The sequence below is a fragment of the Phyllobacterium calauticae genome, assembly GCF_019991125.1.
GTDB classification, from domain to species: Bacteria; Pseudomonadota; Alphaproteobacteria; order Rhizobiales; family Rhizobiaceae; genus Phyllobacterium; species Phyllobacterium calauticae.
In genome coordinates this window covers 365,501-382,698 of record NZ_JAGENB010000001.1, presented here as the reverse complement: position 1 = coordinate 382,698, position 17,198 = coordinate 365,501, and the positions used below count along the sequence as shown (strand labels likewise).

15 protein-coding genes are annotated in these 17,198 nt (G+C 58.1%); 9 read left to right on the top strand and 6 right to left on the bottom strand.

What is annotated here, in order from left to right; translation table 11 throughout:
- Positions 1–19: 19 nt before the first annotated feature.
- On the top strand, positions 20–1,015 hold the full coding sequence (locus J1W56_RS02045; RefSeq protein ID WP_223611508.1) for an OmpA family protein: 996 nt from the start codon (positions 20–22) through the stop codon (positions 1,013–1,015).
- A 71-nt stretch (positions 1,016–1,086) separates the two neighbouring features.
- Here J1W56_RS02045 and J1W56_RS02040 read toward each other — a convergent pair whose 3' ends face one another.
- On the bottom strand, positions 1,087–1,503 hold the full coding sequence (locus J1W56_RS02040; protein WP_223611507.1) for a hypothetical protein: 417 nt from the start codon (positions 1,501–1,503) through the stop codon (positions 1,087–1,089).
- Positions 1,504–1,720: 217 nt separating this feature from the next.
- Positions 1,721–2,812, bottom strand: coding sequence for a citrate synthase/methylcitrate synthase (locus J1W56_RS02035; RefSeq protein ID WP_223611506.1), 1,092 nt, complete (start codon positions 2,810–2,812; stop codon positions 1,721–1,723).
- A gap of 87 nt (positions 2,813–2,899) precedes the next feature.
- Between J1W56_RS02035 and J1W56_RS02030 the strand changes: the two genes are divergently transcribed.
- The 3 genes from J1W56_RS02030 to J1W56_RS02020 all read left to right on the top strand — a co-directional run bounded on the left by J1W56_RS02030 (position 2,900) and on the right by J1W56_RS02020 (position 5,909).
- The gene (locus tag J1W56_RS02030) at positions 2,900–4,048 is read left to right on the top strand and encodes a citrate synthase (RefSeq protein WP_223611505.1); all 1,149 of its coding nucleotides are present in this window, start codon (positions 2,900–2,902) and stop codon (positions 4,046–4,048) included.
- Between the two features lie 137 nt (positions 4,049–4,185).
- On the top strand, positions 4,186–4,596 hold the full coding sequence (locus tag J1W56_RS02025; protein WP_223611504.1) for a YciI family protein: 411 nt from the start codon (positions 4,186–4,188) through the stop codon (positions 4,594–4,596).
- A gap of 53 nt (positions 4,597–4,649) precedes the next feature.
- Entirely contained in the window at positions 4,650–5,909 is a 1,260-nt protein-coding gene (locus tag J1W56_RS02020) for an RNA polymerase sigma factor (RefSeq protein WP_223611503.1), read from the top strand.
- Here J1W56_RS02020 and J1W56_RS02015 read toward each other — a convergent pair.
- The gene (locus tag J1W56_RS02015) at positions 5,906–6,370 is read right to left on the bottom strand and encodes a GNAT family N-acetyltransferase (RefSeq protein WP_223611502.1); all 465 of its coding nucleotides are present in this window, start codon (positions 6,368–6,370) and stop codon (positions 5,906–5,908) included. The two genes, J1W56_RS02020 and J1W56_RS02015, sit on opposite strands and share 4 nt — an antisense overlap.
- Before the next feature lie 351 nt (positions 6,371–6,721).
- Here J1W56_RS02015 and J1W56_RS02010 point away from each other — a divergent pair, with 351 nt between their 5' ends.
- Positions 6,722–7,504 (top strand): hypothetical protein, encoded by a 783-nt coding sequence (locus tag J1W56_RS02010; protein ID WP_223611501.1) that lies wholly within the window; start codon positions 6,722–6,724, stop codon positions 7,502–7,504.
- Positions 7,505–7,551: 47 nt separating this feature from the next.
- Positions 7,552–10,386, top strand: a complete 2,835-nt coding sequence (locus J1W56_RS02005) for a glycosyl hydrolase 2 galactose-binding domain-containing protein (RefSeq protein ID WP_223611500.1) — start codon at positions 7,552–7,554, stop codon at positions 10,384–10,386.
- A gap of 88 nt (positions 10,387–10,474) precedes the next feature.
- On the opposite strand, the gene J1W56_RS02000 is transcribed toward J1W56_RS02005, so the two are convergent.
- Positions 10,475–11,869 (bottom strand): aminotransferase, encoded by a 1,395-nt coding sequence (locus J1W56_RS02000; RefSeq protein ID WP_223611499.1) that lies wholly within the window; start codon positions 11,867–11,869, stop codon positions 10,475–10,477.
- Positions 11,870–11,961: 92 nt separating this feature from the next.
- Positions 11,962–12,303, bottom strand: a complete 342-nt coding sequence (locus J1W56_RS01995; protein ID WP_223611498.1) for a hypothetical protein — start codon at positions 12,301–12,303, stop codon at positions 11,962–11,964.
- A gap of 303 nt (positions 12,304–12,606) precedes the next feature.
- Here J1W56_RS01995 and J1W56_RS01990 point away from each other — a divergent pair, with 303 nt between their 5' ends.
- The 3 genes from J1W56_RS01990 (at position 12,607) to J1W56_RS01980 (ending at position 16,279) form a co-directional block, all read left to right on the top strand.
- Positions 12,607–12,873 carry a hypothetical protein gene (locus J1W56_RS01990; protein ID WP_223611497.1) on the top strand — a complete coding sequence of 89 codons (267 nt, stop codon included), beginning with the start codon at positions 12,607–12,609 and terminating at the stop codon, positions 12,871–12,873.
- 58 nt (positions 12,874–12,931) lie between these two features.
- On the top strand, positions 12,932–15,361 hold the full coding sequence (locus J1W56_RS01985) for an alkaline phosphatase family protein (protein ID WP_223611496.1): 2,430 nt from the start codon (positions 12,932–12,934) through the stop codon (positions 15,359–15,361).
- A 117-nt stretch (positions 15,362–15,478) separates the two neighbouring features.
- Entirely contained in the window at positions 15,479–16,279 is an 801-nt protein-coding gene (locus tag J1W56_RS01980; protein WP_223611495.1) for a DUF1499 domain-containing protein, read from the top strand.
- Here the strand turns inward: J1W56_RS01980 and J1W56_RS01975 are convergent.
- A complete protein-coding gene (locus J1W56_RS01975) occupies positions 16,264–17,169 on the bottom strand; it encodes an MBL fold metallo-hydrolase (protein ID WP_223611494.1) in 906 nt (301 codons plus the stop codon). The genes J1W56_RS01980 and J1W56_RS01975 overlap by 16 nt on opposite strands.
- Positions 17,170–17,198: the final 29 nt, after the last annotated feature.

The following is a 17,198-nucleotide window of genomic DNA, read 5'->3' as shown; positions in this document are numbered from 1 at the left end:
CATCATTTTGGAGATACTCATGACATCGAAACTCTGCAGTGGAGTCTTCGCGGCACTTGTGTTCATGGCCGTTTTCATCGCATCGTCGGCCCATGCGGCAGACAAGCCGGGCTGCAAGGATTTCCCAGGTATCAAGCGCTTTGAAGGGTCATCGATCATGTTGTGCGATGCGCGCAACTTCGCGGAATATACCCTGCCGACCGGAAAGTGGGTCAAGAACGAGGATGACTCCGCCAAGTCGGATTTTGCCAGCAAGGAAGCACTGGAAGGCCGCCTGACGCAGAATGTCTATTCGGTTCCTGCCGGACCTTCCTCGGCCGAAGTGTTCCGCAACTACCTGAACGATCTGCAATCGGCGGGCTACAAGGTCCTGTTCCAGGCCAAGCAGGCCGACACCTATCAACTGGAGAACGTCTTGGGCGAAAAGGGCCCCGGCGGCCAGCTTTTCGGCTACAGCCCGGACGAGGCGCGTTATGTGGCGGCCGTCAAGGAAGAGGGCGGCGTCAAAACCTACATCGCGCTCTATGTCATCGAATTCGAGGACGGCTATGTGCCGGAATTCGATGCGGTCAAGGGCCAGGTCTATGTCCGCCTCGACTCGCTTCAGGTCGGCAACCTGACCGACCAGATGGTCGTGGTTTCCGCCTCGCAGATCAGCAAGAGCCTCGATACGGCGGGCAAGGTTCTGCTCTACGGTATTCATTTCGACTTCAACAAGGCGTCAATCAAGCCGGAGTCGCGCCCGAGCCTTGATGAAATCGCCAAGTTCCTGAAGGATCAGCCGAACGAGAAACTCGATGTGGTTGGCCATACCGACAATATTGGCGGTGCTGACTTCAACATGCAGTTGTCGAAGGCGCGGGCCGATGCGGTTGTCGCCGATCTGGTCAGTACCTACAGTGTTTCGGCGAACCGTCTCAAGGCGAAGGGAGAGGGCTTGCAGTCGCCTGTCGCATCGAATGACGACGAAGCCGGACGGGCCAAGAACCGCCGGGTGGAGCTTCATCGCCAGTAGCACCGGCGCACGCTTTGCCAGAACAGGAAAGGCGGCTCGCGGAGCCGCCTTTTGCTGTCCATGGCTGCCGGTCAGTTTGGCCGCACGCTGGCTTGCCGGTTGCAATCACCGCCGCAGGCGTCAGGCGAAACAAACTGCATGGTGAAAACCTGGCCGCCAATGCCCTGGGCAAGTTCCGGTGACAATGTCAGCGGCGTGCAATCCTTGACGGCGGAAATGGCCGCATCGATGAATGATTTGCGCGCCTCCGCGTCATTGCCGGGAAAATCGATGGCAGCCGTTCGCGGCGGGCCGATCAGCGAGCCGTCGCGCTTGAAGCTGAAACGGAGTGTCACGGTGGATTTTTGTGAACCCTCCGGCGCAGTCCAGCAGGCATGAAGCGCTTTGCCGACATCATCCATGGTGGTCAGCGGGCCGGCCATCACGGAGGGAGTGGTGGAGAGCGTCATGGCGAGTGCCAGAGACAGGCGATTGAGAAGCTGTGTCATGATCCCAGTTGCTCCTTTTGAATGTCCAAAGACGGTGCACTTGAGTCCATCGATAGAATACCACCAAAAGCCCGTTTTAGTGAGTAAAAATACTATCTAAGGTTGAACATTACTGGGGTAATTGCAGTATTGTCTGGGATATCCGGTTTTAAACACACACATGTGATGGTGGATGGCCCTTTCGGGCCGTTTCCACCATCCCATTACTGTGAAAAACCTATGCGGCCTTGATCGGGCGCGGTCCGATATACCGCGATTGCGGGCGAATCAGCCGGCCATGTTGGGTCTGCTCTCTTGCATGGGCGATCCAGCCGCCGACCCGTCCCATGGCGAAGACGCTGGTAAAGCTGTCCCTCGGAAAACCAAGCGTTTCCAGCAGCAGTGCCGTATAGAATTCCACATTGGTCTTGAGCGGGCGGTCGGGTTTGCGGCGGGCGAGGATGCGCAGGGCCGCCGCTTCGACGCTCTCCGCCAGCTTGAAGCGGCCCGCACCGTGATTGCCCGTTCCAGCCAGCCGCCGCAGCGCCTGCATCAGTGCATCGGCGCGTGGGTCGCGCACCCGGTAGATGCGATGGCCGAAACCCATCAGCCGCTCGCCGTCGTCCAGTGCCTTTTCCAGCCAGGTTTCGGCGTTGTCGGGTGTGCCGATGGCGTCGAGCATGTCGAGAACCGGCCCCGGTGCACCGCCATGCAGCGGCCCCTTGAGCGCGCCGAATGCAGCCAGAACGGAGGACACCAGTCCCGCATGGGTGGATGCCACCACCCGAGCCGCGAATGTCGAGGCGTTCATGCCGTGGTCACTGACCGTCACGAGATAGGTATCGAGTGCGGCGGCTTCCTGCGGTGTGACGGTTCGGCCGTGCAGCATGTGCAATATATCCGCGGCGTGGCTGAGCGCGGTGTCGGGCGCGACAGGTGTCTGGCCGTTCTTCAGCCGGATGACCGCCGGGGTGAACACGGCGGGAGCCGCGATCAGGCGCAGGGCGGTGGCAAGGTCATCGCCATCAGTAAATTGGGCGGTCAGTGCGCGCACCGCATCGGTGACCGGCAGTGCGAGCAAGGGCGCGGCAGCATCGGGTATCGTGCGGAAAACCTCCTGACGGGCCAGGCCGATGCGCGTGCGCAGTCCGTCCGTGTCGAGCTTTTCGTCAAAGGCATCCGACAGCAGCAGCGTCAGCAGTTCCTCATAGGGGACAACGCCGGCCAATTCATCCAGCGACCGGCCGCGAATGATCAATATGCCCCCAAGCCCGTCAACATCCGACAGCGTGGTTTCCGTGGCGACAACATCATCAAGACCGTTTTTCATGGCAAACTCCAGTTTTCGTTTCCGCCACAGGATGAGGTGCGCTATGATTGACGTCAATCTTGACGTAAATGATCAATGTGAGGTTCCATGGCGTGGTTGACGGCATCGCAGGCTCTGGCGGCCCTTGGCGTCCAGCCGCAGACCCTTTACGCCAATGTCAGCCGGGGGCGGATTCAGGCCAAGCCCGATCCGCAGGACCCGCGCCGCAGCCTTTACAAGAGCGAGGATGTGAAACGCCTCGCCGGACGCAAGGCCGGGCGGCGCACGGTGGCCAATGTCGCCGCCGAGGCGATCGGTTGGGGCGATCCGGTCCTGCCGTCGAGCATCTCGACCATTGCCGACGGGCGCTTGTGGTATCGCGGCAGGGATGCGTCCGCATTGGCCGCCACGTCGACACTCGAGCAGGTTGCAGCGCTGTTGTGGGAAGCGGGGGAAATCACCGCATCGCCTTCCGCCCATGATATGCCCAGGCCCGACCGCCCGCTGGAGGCAGCCATGATTGTCCTTGCCCGGCGTGCCGCAACGGACCTGCCGGCCCATGGCCGCTCGCGTGCGGTGCTGGTTGCCGAGGCATCCGGTGTCTTTGCGGACGTCGTTGCGGCGATGCTTGGCACCGGCAGCGCCGCCAATCACGCCGTTCACATCCGACTGGCCCAAGCCTGGAATGCGCCGGAGGCGGAAGACTGCATCCGCCGGGCGCTGGTTCTGCTGGCCGATCATGAGCTCAATGCCTCGACCTTTGCGGCCCGCGTCGCCGCCTCGACCGGAGCGCCGCTGTCGGCAGGCATGCTCGCCGGTCTTGCCGCGTTGACCGGGCCGCTGCATGGCGAGGCCTATCTCAGCGTGCAGGCGCTGGTCCGGACCGCACAGGCCACCGGCGCAGGCTTTGCGATACGCGAACTGCTGGCCCAGGGCAGGGCCATCCCGGCCTTCGGGCACCCGCTTTATCCCCATGGTGACCGGCGCGCCGCGGCGCTGCTGGCACAGTTCGAACCGGGCGCCATCTATCGGCAGATTCGCGAAACGGCAGAGATGCTGACCGGCGAGCAGCCCAATATTGATTTTGCGCTCGCCGCCATGACCGATGGCTTTGCTTTGCCTCCGGCGGCACCCGTCATTCTCTTCGCCATTGCCCGCTCCGTCGGCTGGATTGCGCATATTCTGGAACAACAGTCGATGAACCAGCTGATCCGCCCGCGCGCCCGTTACACCGGCCCACCCCTGTCCCTGTCCTGAATCCGGCAATCGCCCATGAAAAAATTCAGGCGATATGTCGATAGCGGTAAATCCCGCGCGTCGTGTCATCGGAGCGAGGGTTTACCAACGGCCGGACTATCCGGCCGCCCGGCATCCGAACCGAAGGAGAAACGACAATGCGATTCATGATTCTGGTGAAGGCAACGAAAGATTCGGAAGCCGGCGTCATGCCGCCGGAGGAACTCTTCAGCGCCATGGCCGATTATCACGAGCAACTGGCGAAGGCCGGGGCGCTGCTGGACGCCAATGGCCTTCAACCGACCGCAAAGGGCTGGAAAATCCGGTATTCCGGCGGCAAGCGGACCGTGATCGACGGGCCGTTCGCCGAAGCCAAGGAACTGGTGGCAGGCTATACCATCATTCAGGTGAAGACGCGCGAGGAGGCGATTGAATGGGCCAACCGGTTTCCCAACCCGCATCCGGACGGCGGCGAGATCGAAATCCGGCAGATGTTCGAACTCGAAGATTTCGGCGAATTTGAAGCCATCGACCGCTTTCGCGACATGGGCGCCGGCCAGAACAAGTAAGCCGCGCGTCGCGATCTTGCGCGACGGCCTCGAAGGTGATGTGATCGGCCCTTATGACGACCGCCGCCGAAACCCATCGTGCCATCGAAACCGTGTGGAAAATCGAGCAGGCCCGGATTATTGCCGGGCTTGCGCGCATTGTCAGGGATGTCGGGCTTGCCGAAGAACTGGCGCAGGAGGCGCTGATCGCCGCACTGCGCCACTGGCCGTCGGAGGGCATCCCGCGCAATCCCGCCGCATGGCTGATGGTCACCGGCAAACGCCGGGCCATCGATCATTTCCGCCGCACCAAGATGCTGAAGCGCAAGCACGGGCAGTTGGGCTATGACGCGGAAATCGAACAGGCCGCCATGCCGGATTTCGATACGGCGCTGGACGACGATATCGGCGACGACATGCTCAGCCTCATCTTCACCGCCTGCCACCCCGTGCTATCGGCCGAGGCGCGCACGGCGCTGACGCTGCGCATGATCGGCGGGCTGACGACGGAGGAGATCGCCCGCGCCTTCCTGACACCTGAAGCCACCGTTGCCCAGCGCATCGTCCGGGCCAAGCGCACGCTGTCGGAGGCGAATATTCCCTTCGAGGTGCCGCGCGGCAAGGACCGCACGGAGCGTCTCGCCTCGGTGCTTGCCGTGCTCTATCTGATTTTCAACGAGGGCTATTCGGCCACCACGGGAGATGACTGGATCAGGCCGCAACTGGCACAGGAAGCCATGCGGCTCGGGCGTATCCTTGCTGATCTGATGCCGGATGAACCGGAGGTGCATGGGTTGATCGCCCTGATGGAAATTCAGGCCTCGCGCTTTGCCGCGCGGGTCGGGCCGTCGGGCGAACCGGTCCTGCTGTTCGACCAGAACCGCGCGCACTGGGACCATCTGCTGATCCGGCGCGGGTTGGCGGCGCTGGAGCGGGCCGAAAGGCTGGGCACCGTCTACGGCCCCTATGGCCTGCAGGCGGCCATCGCCGCCTGCCATGCACGGGCGCGAACCGCCGAGGAAACCGACTGGGGCCGGATCGCCGTGCTCTATGAGCGGCTGGCAAAGCTCATGCCATCGCCTGTCGTCGAGCTCAATCGGGCGGTAGCGCTCTCCATGGCTTTCGGTCCGCAAGCCGGGCTCGACCTCATTGACCTGCTGACGGGCGAGCCGTCCCTGCAGGCTTATCATCTCCTGCCAAGCATTCGCGGCGACCTCCTGCTGAAACTCAATCGGCCGGATGAAGCGCGGGCTGAGTTCGAGCGGGCCGCAAATCTCACGCGCAATGCCCGCGAGCGCACAATCCTCTTGGAGCGCGCGGCTTCCTGTGCCTAGCAGTGTAGTGAGAGCTTCATGCCCTCATGGCTGGCGACAAATCCCAGCGCTTCGTAGAAACGCGCCGCGTCGGGCCGCGTCTTGTCGGTGGTAAGCTGCACCAGCCCGCACCGGCGTTCGCGGCAGGCGTCGATGGCCCATTCAAACATGCGGCGGCCAAGCCCGCCGCGCCGGTGCGCTTCGGCAATCCGCACGCTTTCGATCTGCCCGCGCCACATGCCGGTGCGTGATAATCCGGGGATGAAGGTGATCTGGGCACAGCCGACAACCAGTCCTCCGTCTGCCGCCACGACCAGAAGCTGGTTCGGGTCGCTGTCGATGGCGGCAAAGGCCGAGCGATAACGCGGATCGACCGGATCGGAGATCACCTCGCGCTGGCTGCCGAGCGGATCATCGGCCAGAAGCGCGACAATGGCGGGGAGATCAGCGCTTGTGGCCTTGCGGATGAGGGGTTCGGTCAACACTGGTCTCCAACCTGAAAACGACTGCACGAACCACGCACCACGTATTGGCAATCAGCTTTAATACATCTCACTTCACAGTATCAAACCCGATTCCCGTCAAATGTTCCAACACCTCCCACAAGTCGTGGAGGCCAAAGCCATCCTAACGTCTTTGACTAAAAGCGAATTGACACCCATTGGCTTAAGGAAATAATCCGGCTCCGTATTCAATCGTTTCAAATCGCTTTGGGAGGAGCACGGTTTGAAAGCGCGGTTGTTGCAATCGCGCGCGCCTCAGACGCGACATCTATTTTTCAACTCTTAATTTCAAGCACAAATTTAAAAGCAAAATTCATTTGGGAGGAACCAATGATTTTCAGACGCGTCCTCATCGCCGGACTTGTCGGCAGCGCTATGCTGGCGGGTTGCAATAATGCGGATGACAAGGCTCCGGCAACGCCTGATGCGCAAGGCACCTTTGCGGAAGACATCAGCCCGCTGAACGGCGGCGTGGACCAGGCAACGATCAAGGGCCTTAAAGACGCTTTGGACACCCTGCAGGCGAACACCGTCATTCTGCAAGGGGAAGCAGTGACCTCGAAAGAGACACTGGCTGCACTCAAGTCCACCATCGAACTTTTGCAAAGCCGGGTCGGCCAGACAGAAATCTCTGTTGCCGCGTTGACGGAGCTCGGGCCCCGCATCGACAAGCTGGATGCCGGCCTCAAGTCGCTGACGGACAATTTCAAAACTCTGGATGGGCGAACGGCGGGCATACAGGCTGACATGGACAGGCTTAAACCATTGCGGGAACAGTTTACGGCACTGAAAGACGACTACGGCAATGCGATCAAGCTGAAGCTGGAAGCGGCGGCTCTCGCCCCGCTGCTTGCCGACATCGATCTGCTGAAGACCGGCAAGGCTGATGCAGGGAAGCTTGCGGATTTGCAAGTAAAGCTCGACGGCTTGAAGGATGCGGTCGACAAAGCAAAGCTCGGAGCATCTTCAGCCGAAGACTTCAGCAAACGCATCGCCGTGCTGGAAGAGGCAATCAGGAAACTGAAGGGCCAGAACAATGCCGGGCTGATTTGTGTCAGCAGCGTTACGCCCAATGGCGGGATGCCACCGAGTGCCCTCATTACCTTCGATTAATTGCTTGATTTTTAAATTCTCAAAATAACTTAAAGGGGAGGCTTCTCATGAGTTTTGCAAGCCGCAGATCATTTCTATTACAAAGTGCTGCAATTATTGGAACCGGACTATTTCACAGCACCGAAAAGCACTTGAATTTTATTGGTTCGGCGTCTGCTGTCGGACCTACAACGTCTTTGACCGATCTCGAGGCGCTTCCGTATTGCGCCAGTGGAACCATCCGCGAGATCGCAGGCGGCTGGACTTTTACCAGTGTTAAGGAAGCTCCTCAGTTTACCGGCGAAGTCCTGTCCTCAGCCGGTGCATTTAAAATGGATAAGGCCACTGTTCCGGGCACTGTTTTGACCAGCATGATCAATAATGGTGTTTATCCAGACCCGCTCTATCGTCAGATCGTCACCAAACTGATCCCGGATGATCTGCATAACACGGACTATTGGTACCGTACAGAAATCGACGTACCGGCTTTGCAGGATGGACAGCGGTTCTGGCTGCGCTTCAGCGGCATAAACTATCTGGCAACCATATGGTTGAATGGCCAGGAGGTCGGCCGCATTGAAGGTGCCTTCAAGCGTGGAAACTTCGATGTCACGGACATTGTCAAGAATGTACAGGGGCAGAAAACATTTCTGGCTGTGAGAATTCATCAGCTCGACTATGTGGAACGTCCGCTGCTACCCAGTTATTCCAGCGGTCGCACGCGTGGAGGAACCAATGGCGGTCCGTCCGGCCAAACGCTGAACAATGGGCCGACATTTTTTTGCACAGCCGGATGGGACTGGTTACCCACCATACCCGACCGGTGCCTGGGGATCTGGCAACCGGTCTACAGCTTCGTTACCGACACGACCAGAATTGTGAATACCCAGGTCAATGCAACCCTCGCGGATGATCTCGCCAGCGCCAGCCTGGAAATCAATATCACCTTGAGCAATAAATCGGGGGTAGCGCAAAACGGTGTTCTCACAGGTACAATATCGGGCATCGCGTTCAGCCATGCGGTTTCACTGCCCGCCGGGAGCGAGCCCAAGACTTTTAAACTAACCAAAAACAACGTGCCGGAACTTGCGTTAAGCAATCCCAAACTGTGGTGGCCGAACGGCTATGGCGACCCTTACCTTTATGAACTATCCCTTACGCTTCATATTGGCGAGATTATATCCGACCGGCGCAGTTTGAAGTTTGGCGTGCGCAAAATCACCTATTCGCGCAAGCGAGGCTCCGGTACTGATCTGGGGATCGCCATCAACAATGTGCCCATTTTGATCATGGGTGGCAATTGGGGATTGGACGAAGCGTTGAAGCGCATCCCCCGCGAGCGGCTTTTCAATCAGGTCAGATTGCATAAGGAGGCCAACCTCAACCTGATCAGAAACTGGAACGGGCAAAGTACCAGCAAGGATTTTTATGATGCCTGCGATGAATATGGTATTCTCGTCTGGCAGGATTTCTTCTTCTCAGGGGAAGGAGGCACTCCGAAAAATACCGACAGATATCTCGACAATGTTCGCGATGTCATCACCAATTTCCGCAACCATCCTTCGATTCTGCTTTGGTGCGGCGGCAATGAAAAAAAGCCGTCACCTCAAACAATCGTCGATGGTTTGGACAAGTTGGTCACCGAGCTCGATCCTCAACGCGAATGCCTGACAAGTTCCAAAGAAGACACGAGCGAACCTTATGCAAAGCCTCCATTGGGTGGATATGCGTCTGGCGGGCCTTACCATTGGGTGGCGCCTGGAACCCACTTCAACAAAGTCAGCTCCCTCCCATTCCACAATGAAATTGGTTCTCATTCGATTCCCACGCTGGAATTTGTTCAGTCGATGCTGCCGGAAGCGTCCTGGGAATGCCCTGATGACTATTGGGCGGACAGAGATTCCAATGGGAACGGTGGTGGTGGACCGATTACTGACGCCACTGCAAATCGCTATGGCAAGATCAGCAATCTTGCCGATTTTGTCCGCAAATCCCAGTTGATGAATTATGAATGCATCAAGGCGATTTACGAGTCCCACGCCGGCAATTTTGGCCCGATAACAGCAACAGCACCTGCGACATCAACGGGCGTCATCATGTGGATGACCAACCCGGCGCAACCAAGTTTTGTCTGGCAGATGTATAGCCATGATCTTGAACAGCACTCATCCTTCTTTGCGGTTCAACACGGGTGCAGGCGTGTTCATGTCTTGATGAATGCAAACACTCGAAAAATCTTTGTTGTCAATCATACGGCAAATCCGCTGCGCGGAAGCGTTGAGATCGCCATCCACAATCTCGATGGTACACAAGTCAGCCGGACTGTCGAGAATGTCCCTGAGATCAAACCGGCATCTTCAGCCAGTATTGTCGATATCAGCTCGAAGATTTCGGCCTCCACATCCGACATTTGCTTTATTTCGCTTCGGCTTATCGTAAATGGAAACTTCCAGTCCGAGAATTTCTATTGGTGCAAGAAAAGCGGAGACGATGATGACTACAAGGTGCTGGACACAATGAAGTCCGCATCGCTCGGTATTTCGGCGAAAGTTGTGGAGACGGGGAAGACGGCAACAAAACTCAATGTGAAGGTAGAAAATATCAGCGATGCAATTGCCTTGATGGTTCACCTGCAGATATTTGACAAAGGCACCGGAGCGCGAATATTGCCGGCATTTTATAGTGATAATTACCTTAATATATTGCCGAATAAGTCAACGGAAATTACTGTTGAAGTCCCTCATAAGGACGGCAAAGCTGTAGAAAATCTCGCGATCAGGATGGACGGCTGGAAAATCGACAGGGCGGGCTCAAAGCTGAGCACTGTGGATGTGCCCATCAGCTTCAATGAAAACGCCTTGAATCTGCAACCGAAAGGCGCAGCCTTTGCGTCTTGCAAGTAGAGAAGGGACCAACGCAGACCGCAGCAGACGTAACTTGTCAGACGCGGGTGAGGGTGCAATCATAGGGCTGCACCCTCTTATCGTTATCCTAAGCCGCGCGCAGGCCACCGGTCGAAACATGCGCCTCCGTATCGGCCAATGCCAGCTCGAAGCGGTTGAAGAGCTCGTTCAGCTCGGCTTCCGTGATGATCATCGGCGGGCAGAAGGCGATGGAATCGCCGATGGCCCGCAGCACCGCGCCGTGGCCTTCGAGGAAGCGGGCGAGCTGTGCACCGACGCCGTGCGCCGGATCGAAAGAGCGCTTGGTTGCCTTGTCGGCCACCAGTTCCACCGCGCCCATCAGGCCGGAATTACGCACTTCGCCGACCAGCGGATGATCGATGACCTTCTTCAGGCGTGCTTCGAAGGTCGGCGTCAGGCCGCGCACATAGTCGACGATGTTGCGGCGCTGATAGATCTCGATGGCCTTGACCCCGAGCGCGCAGCCCAAGGGATGGCCGCCATAGGTGAAGCCGTGGCCGAACGTGCCGATCTGGGCGCTGTGATCCACATAGGCCTGGTAGATGTCTTCGGGAACCAGCACGGCGCCCAGCGGTGCATAGGCCGATGTCAGCTGCTTGGCCGCCGAGATGGTGGTCGGCGTCATGCCGACGGCCTGGCTGCCCCACCAGTGGCCGGTGCGGCCAAAACCGTTGATGACCTCGTCGGCAATGATCAGGATGTCGTGCTCGCGCAGGATCGGCTCGATGGCGGCGAAATAGCCCGATGGCGGCACCAGCACGCCGCCTGCACCCATCACCGGCTCGGCGATGAAGGCGGCGATGGTGTCGGGGCCTTCGCGTTCAATCATGTCGCGCAGCGAATCGGCAAGACGCGCCACGAATTCCGCCTCGCTCTCGCCCGCCTGGCCGAAACGGTAGTAATGCGGGCAGTCGGTGTGCAGGATGCCTTCCACCGGCAGATCCCAGCCCTTGTGGTTATAGGGCAGGCCGGTCAGCGACGCGGCCATGATGGTCACGCCGTGATAGGCCTTGACGCGCGAGATGATCTTTTTCTTCTTCGGGCGGCCCAGCGCGTTGTTGTAATACCAGGCGAGCTTGACCTGCGTGTCATTGGCTTCGGAACCCGACGAGGTATAGAAAACCTTGGAGATCGGAACGGGCGCGATTTCCTTGAGCTTTTCGGCAAGCTCGATCGCCGGTTCCATGCCCTTGCCGCCGAAGAGGTGGTAATAGGGCAGGGTGCGCAGCTGCTCGGTCGCAGCATCGATCATTTCCTCGTCGCCGAAGCCGAGACCGGCGCACCACAGGCCCGCCATGCCCTCGATATACTCCTTGCCCTGCGTGTCATAGATATAGACCCCCTTGGCATGGCCCATCACCAGCGGTCCTTGATCCTGCAATTTATGGAGGGGGGTATAGGGATGCAGGATCGAATCGATATCGCGCTGCTGGACATTTGTAAGGGGGCGGCTGCTCGCCATTTCATGACTCCATTTTGATGGGATGGGGCGAGCTTAGCCAGACTTGCCGGAAAGAGCAAAGCGGCTTCCAAAAGAAAACGTCGCCTGCGTCGTTATTCCGGGCGAAGGCCCTTCATCACGGCCGCATAATCCTTGCCGAGCCGGGTGAGCAGCGTGGTTTCATCATCTTCGGCCGAAACGGTAAGGCTGGTGCCGTCATTGCCGAGCATGACGAAAACGAGCTGGTCGACGGCACCGTCCGACAAGGAAATGGCCGCGATGCGCTGCTGGTCCCCGTCTTCCGGCGCACGAATGTTGAAAACAACCTCCCCGCCGACCAGGGTTGCAGCCTTCTGCAAAACGCCTTCGAAACCGTCGGCAACAATATCCTGTGCGCCAAGCGCCAGTTCGATCTCGACAACTTCAAGCGAAACCGCTTTGCCAGTTTCAGGCATTCTATCCGGCCTCGTCATTTTGCGTTGTAAAAGCGGCTTGCTTGCCCGCCTTCTATCCTGCCCTGAATCACCGGGGCGATGATGTCAGCTATGTGACAGCCGATCTACTCATAAAGTGTAAACGGTTGAGATGGTTCGGTGGCTGGGCAGATGCCGCCCGGCGCCGGGTTGTGGGCGATTGTGTCATCAGAACTTCATACACTGCGGGCATTCATATGCCGTTGCCCATATTCAAACTCAAAAACCGATTTCATTTTTTAGACACTGCATTTTCAGTCACGCATTCATTAACCGGAGGGTATCTTGAAACCTCGATTTTTTCCATTGCTCCCATTGCTTTTCCTCACCGCGTGTTCCGACACTGAACAACCCGACCCAAGTGTCGTCTCAGCATCGACATTTGACGCGGCACAGTTTGACGAATTGAAGAGCCAGATTGCTGCGCTTGCCAACCAGAACGCCGGTTTTGCCGCGGATGCAGCCGAAATGAGGCGGCTTCAGGATGAGGTCAACCATCTGAAAGCCGCCGAATCTGCTCGCTTGCAGCCTGCTGCCGAGGTTTGTCAGTAAGGCGTTCGATCCAAAAAAAGATAGTTATTTCAATATTTTATTTTTTCAGGAAGCTACTATGGACAGACGCGATTTTATCAAGATGCTCGGTATCGCCGGCGTCAATACCGCCGCCTATGCCGCGTGTTCGGCCTATATGCAGGAGGCTTTAGCCAGTTCGACTGTTGTAGAAGATATGCTGAGCGCTTCGGCGCACTGCCGGAAAGGCTCGCTGGCGGATATCGAGCATGTGGTCATTCTGATGCAGGAGAACAGGTCCTTCGACCACTACTTCGGTACGCTGCGTGGTGTGAGGGGCTTCGGCGATCCGCGGCCGCTGAAATTGAAAAATGGGGAACCGGTCTGGCACCAGGCGCAGTCGGACAGTTCGGCGCAAATGGTAAAGCCGTATCAACTGCCGCAAGGTGATACGCCGGACGAGGAGGGTGGCGCGGGCGGTGTCTTCCTGCAAGACCCGGCCCATGATTACAAAAGCGGTCTTGCCGCGTGGAACGGCGGCTTCATGGACAAATGGATTCCGCAAAAGGGCATCGTCTCGATGGCCCATTATAGCGAACGGGATATTCCGCTGTATTTCAAGCTGGCCAAAGCCTTCACCATTTGCGACGCCTATTTCTGTTCGCACAATGGCGCGACGGATACCAATCGCGTCTACTTCTGGACCGGGACCAGCAATGGCCGCTACGACAACAGCCATTTTCCCTTCGGTACGCCGCACAAAGTGCTAGGACGACCCGATTGGAAGTCCTATCCCGAAGTATTGGAAGGCGCGCTCAAAAACCTTGAATCGCGCGCACCGAAGGTAAGGCAGGAACTGGAAAAATGCCTCAGCTGGAAGTTTTATCAGGATGGTTTGGGCAGCGATGTATTCACGGGAAACTACGACAACAATACCCTGGAAGCCTTTGCAAATTTTCGCATTAAAAACACATCGCTTCATGAGAAAGACCAAAGTGTAAACTCCGTCTTGCGGACAGATGCCAACAAACCGTCGCAGTTCGAGCAGGATATTGCTTCGGGCAATTTACCCGCTGTTTCATGGATCATCGCGCCGGAAGCGTTTTCCGAGCACCCCAAATACCCCCCGCATTTCGGCGAGTATTATGTAAACGAGATACTGCGCGCGTTCGCTGCCAACAAGGACGTCTGGAAAAAGACAGCGTTCTTCATAACCTATGACGAGAATGGCGGCTTTTTCGATCATGTGCCGCCACCCGTGCCGCCTTTAAGTTATCCCGAAGCCGCTGCGTTGTACGGCATGCCCCCAAATGCTTTGTCGGAGGGCATAGAGATCACGTCAACACGATTGAACAACGAAACAGGAAAAGAAGAAGGGCGCGATTTCAATTCGGAAAATGCATTCAAGGAAAAGCTCGTCGATAAAGAAACCAACGATGAAAAGCAGGAACGTGAAACTGCACGGCCGTTGGGGATGGGCATGCGTGTCCCGACGCTGGTCATTTCTCCATGGAGCGCCGGCGGGCGTGTTTGTTCCGAAGTATTCGATCACACCTCGTTCATTTCATTCCTCGACACGTGGATTGAAAAACGATTTGCGGCAAAGGGAGAATATTTCAGAGGGCCTAGTCTTCCGAACGTCTCTTCATGGCGAAGGGCAATCGCGGGTGATCTGACAAGTGCATTCGAATTTAGCCGTGAGGAAGGCGGAGCAATCGACACACTGATCGATAAGGCGCTGCCGGTGAAAATTTTTACCAGCAGTGAAAAAACCACCGCCAAGAAAAATGCCGATAATCCACTCAAACCCAAAATCGAGCATGTCAATGCCGATCCCAATGCAGAAAAACCGGTTACAGTGAAGCAGGATCGGACACAGTGCGATTTGTTGCCGCTTGGTTACGATTTTCAGGTCAATTTTAAGTTTCCCCTTATGCCTTCCTACCCAGAGTGTGTTTTTACAAACTCGGGCAAGCTGGGTGCGTCGTTTATGCTTTACGACTATGAGGCGCAAACATTGCCGCAACCCCAATCCATAAGTGTGGAAGGAATACCGCCCGGCGATCCGGAGTTCACCCTTTCTTACCCGCTGCTTTCTCTGGTTACTAACCCGAACTATCACTTTGCCGTGCACGGGCCCAACGGCTATCTGGCTGAAGCTCGCGGAATGGCGATTGATCCCACAGAAGCGGCCTTTTATTTCAACTGCCAGGTCGTTCCCGATAAAGAGGGCAAGATACTCAGTTTTCACTTTCGAAATTGGCCTACTGCCAACGGAGAACTGAAACTTATCAACGCCTACGATTTCAAAGAAGCACCCAAGCGCATTTTCAGTGGCACCAAGCGTGTTGACGTCGCCACAAAGGACGGCTGGTACGATGTTTCCTTCATCGATGCGGTGAACACGGACAGCAAGTATCTGCGCCGCTATGCCGGCCACATTGAAACCGGCAAAATGAGCCGGACCGATCCGGCCATCGGGATGATCTACGACGAGGTGCGGCGGGTCTATATCCCGGCAGTGGTCTAGCGGGCAGGAGCCTTGGCAACGGCAGGCGCCACGAGGCCTGCCGTTCCAATGCTTGTCTCACCGGGGAAATACGGTTAGCTGTTCGTGTCAGTCACAGTGCAGCCATATCGGGATTCCATGCGACACCACATCCGACGCCGCCAATCGATTTCCGCCAAATGGTCGGTGCGGATCGCGTTCCTGTCGGCCGTCCTGTTTGTCCTGTCTGGCCTCGGGCACCGCTTCGAGCGGATCGAAACTCCCGAGTTTCTCTGGCTGTTCGCCATCGTGGCGGGCCTCGCGGTGCTGGCGCTGCTGCTCGGCATCAAGGGATTCACCAGCCTGTGGCGCCGCGGCGACCGCGGCGGCCCATCCGCCTTCTGGGGCGCGGTGATCGCGCTGGTGGTCCTCGGTCCCTTTGTCGTGACGGTCTACCAGGCGATGACCCTGCCGGCGATCTATGACGTGTCGACCGATGTCACCGAGCCTCCGGCGCTGTTTGCCTTGGCCGGTCAACGGACGGACCGCATGAACCCGCTGGTCAACGATCCGCACAGCCGCGCCCTGCAGGCCAAGGCCTATCCCGAAGTGACGGGCCGGCGCTACGAAGGCTCGCCGGACCGCATTCTCGATGCCGCCGTGACGGTGATCACCAACAATGGCTGGACCATCATCGATCAGAAGGGCGTGCCCGGCGACGACGAGGAAATACTGATGGAAGTCGTGGCGCGGACCTGGCTGCTGGGCTTCACCAGCGACGTCGTCATCCGCCTGAGCGACGAGGGCGAGACCACTTATGTCGATATGCGGTCGGTCTCGCGCTACGGCATTCACGATCTCGGCGAAAATGCCGGCCGCATCGCCCAGTTCATGACTGACCTCGATGCGCAGGTGCAGAATGCGCAGCCGGAGGAAGATACCACTCAGCCGGCCCAGTAGGTGCCGTCGATGGAGGGGTTGCCTTCCGTATGCACCTTGCCGCGGGCAACGAGATCTTCCAGATGGGCAAGCACCGACAGCCCTGCCGCGCCGTGCAGGCGCGGGTCGGTTTCCCGGTAGATGACCTTGACCATGGCGGCGATGGTGCGGTCGCCCAGCTTGACCCGTTCGAACACCGCACGCTCGCGCATCTTGCGGTGGGCTTTCAGGCCGCGCACGAAGGTTTTCGGCTTGGTCACCGCACCGCCATGGCCGGGAAGATAGACCCGGTCATGCCGCTCAAGGAGCCGGTCGAGCGAAGCCATGTAGTCCGACATCGAGCCGTCGGGCGGCGCCACGATGGATGTGGCCCAGGCCATCACATGGTCGGCGGAAAACAGGATGTCCGTTCCCTCAAGCCCGAACACCACATGGTTGGCCGTGTGGCCGGGCGTATGAATGGTGCGCAGGGCCCAGCCATCGCCTGCAATGACCGAATTGTCGGCAGCGGCGATATCGGGCACGAAATCATAGTCGCCGCTGGCATCGAGCAGGTTGACCTCGCCGATATGCAGCGGCCGGGCCGGACGGTGCGGGCCTTCCGCCACCAGCGTCGCGCCAAGCTCGGCTTTCAGAACCGTGGCGAGCGGCGAATGGTCCCGGTGCGTATGGCTGACAAAGATATGGCTGACCGGTCGCCCGGCGATGGCGCGCCGCAATGCCGCGTGGTGGGCATCGTCAACCGGACCCGGATCGATCAGCGCCAGCGTATCGCGGCCGATCAGATAACTGTTGGTGCCGAAAAAGGTGAAGGGGCTGGGATTGTTGACCGTGATGCGCTTGATATCAGGCGCAATCTCGACGGCTTCGCCATAATGCGGCGCAAAAGAACTGTCGAAAACGAGGGACATGGGGGTGTGCGGACCTTGTGTATGGCCTT

What these genes read in the sequence shown, in the direction of transcription:
- J1W56_RS02045 (WP_223611508.1), top strand. Translation starts at nt 20, where the DNA reads ATGACATCGAAACTCTGCAGTGGAGTCTTCGCGGCACTTGTGTTCATG.
- J1W56_RS02040 (WP_223611507.1), bottom strand. Translation starts at nt 1,503, where the DNA reads ATGACACAGCTTCTCAATCGCCTGTCTCTGGCACTCGCCATGACGCTC.
- J1W56_RS02035 (WP_223611506.1), bottom strand. Translation starts at nt 2,812, where the DNA reads ATGAAAAACGGTCTTGATGATGTTGTCGCCACGGAAACCACGCTGTCG.
- J1W56_RS02030 (WP_223611505.1), top strand. Translation starts at nt 2,900, where the DNA reads ATGGCGTGGTTGACGGCATCGCAGGCTCTGGCGGCCCTTGGCGTCCAG.
- J1W56_RS02025 (WP_223611504.1), top strand. Translation starts at nt 4,186, where the DNA reads ATGCGATTCATGATTCTGGTGAAGGCAACGAAAGATTCGGAAGCCGGC.
- J1W56_RS02020 (WP_223611503.1), top strand. Translation starts at nt 4,650, where the DNA reads ATGACGACCGCCGCCGAAACCCATCGTGCCATCGAAACCGTGTGGAAA.
- J1W56_RS02010 (WP_223611501.1), top strand. Translation starts at nt 6,722, where the DNA reads ATGATTTTCAGACGCGTCCTCATCGCCGGACTTGTCGGCAGCGCTATG.
- J1W56_RS02005 (WP_223611500.1), top strand. Translation starts at nt 7,552, where the DNA reads ATGAGTTTTGCAAGCCGCAGATCATTTCTATTACAAAGTGCTGCAATT.
- J1W56_RS02000 (WP_223611499.1), bottom strand. Translation starts at nt 11,869, where the DNA reads ATGGCGAGCAGCCGCCCCCTTACAAATGTCCAGCAGCGCGATATCGAT.
- J1W56_RS01995 (WP_223611498.1), bottom strand. Translation starts at nt 12,303, where the DNA reads ATGCCTGAAACTGGCAAAGCGGTTTCGCTTGAAGTTGTCGAGATCGAA.
- J1W56_RS01985 (WP_223611496.1), top strand. Translation starts at nt 12,932, where the DNA reads ATGGACAGACGCGATTTTATCAAGATGCTCGGTATCGCCGGCGTCAAT.
- J1W56_RS01980 (WP_223611495.1), top strand. Translation starts at nt 15,479, where the DNA reads ATGCGACACCACATCCGACGCCGCCAATCGATTTCCGCCAAATGGTCG.
- J1W56_RS01975 (WP_223611494.1), bottom strand. Translation starts at nt 17,169, where the DNA reads ATGTCCCTCGTTTTCGACAGTTCTTTTGCGCCGCATTATGGCGAAGCC.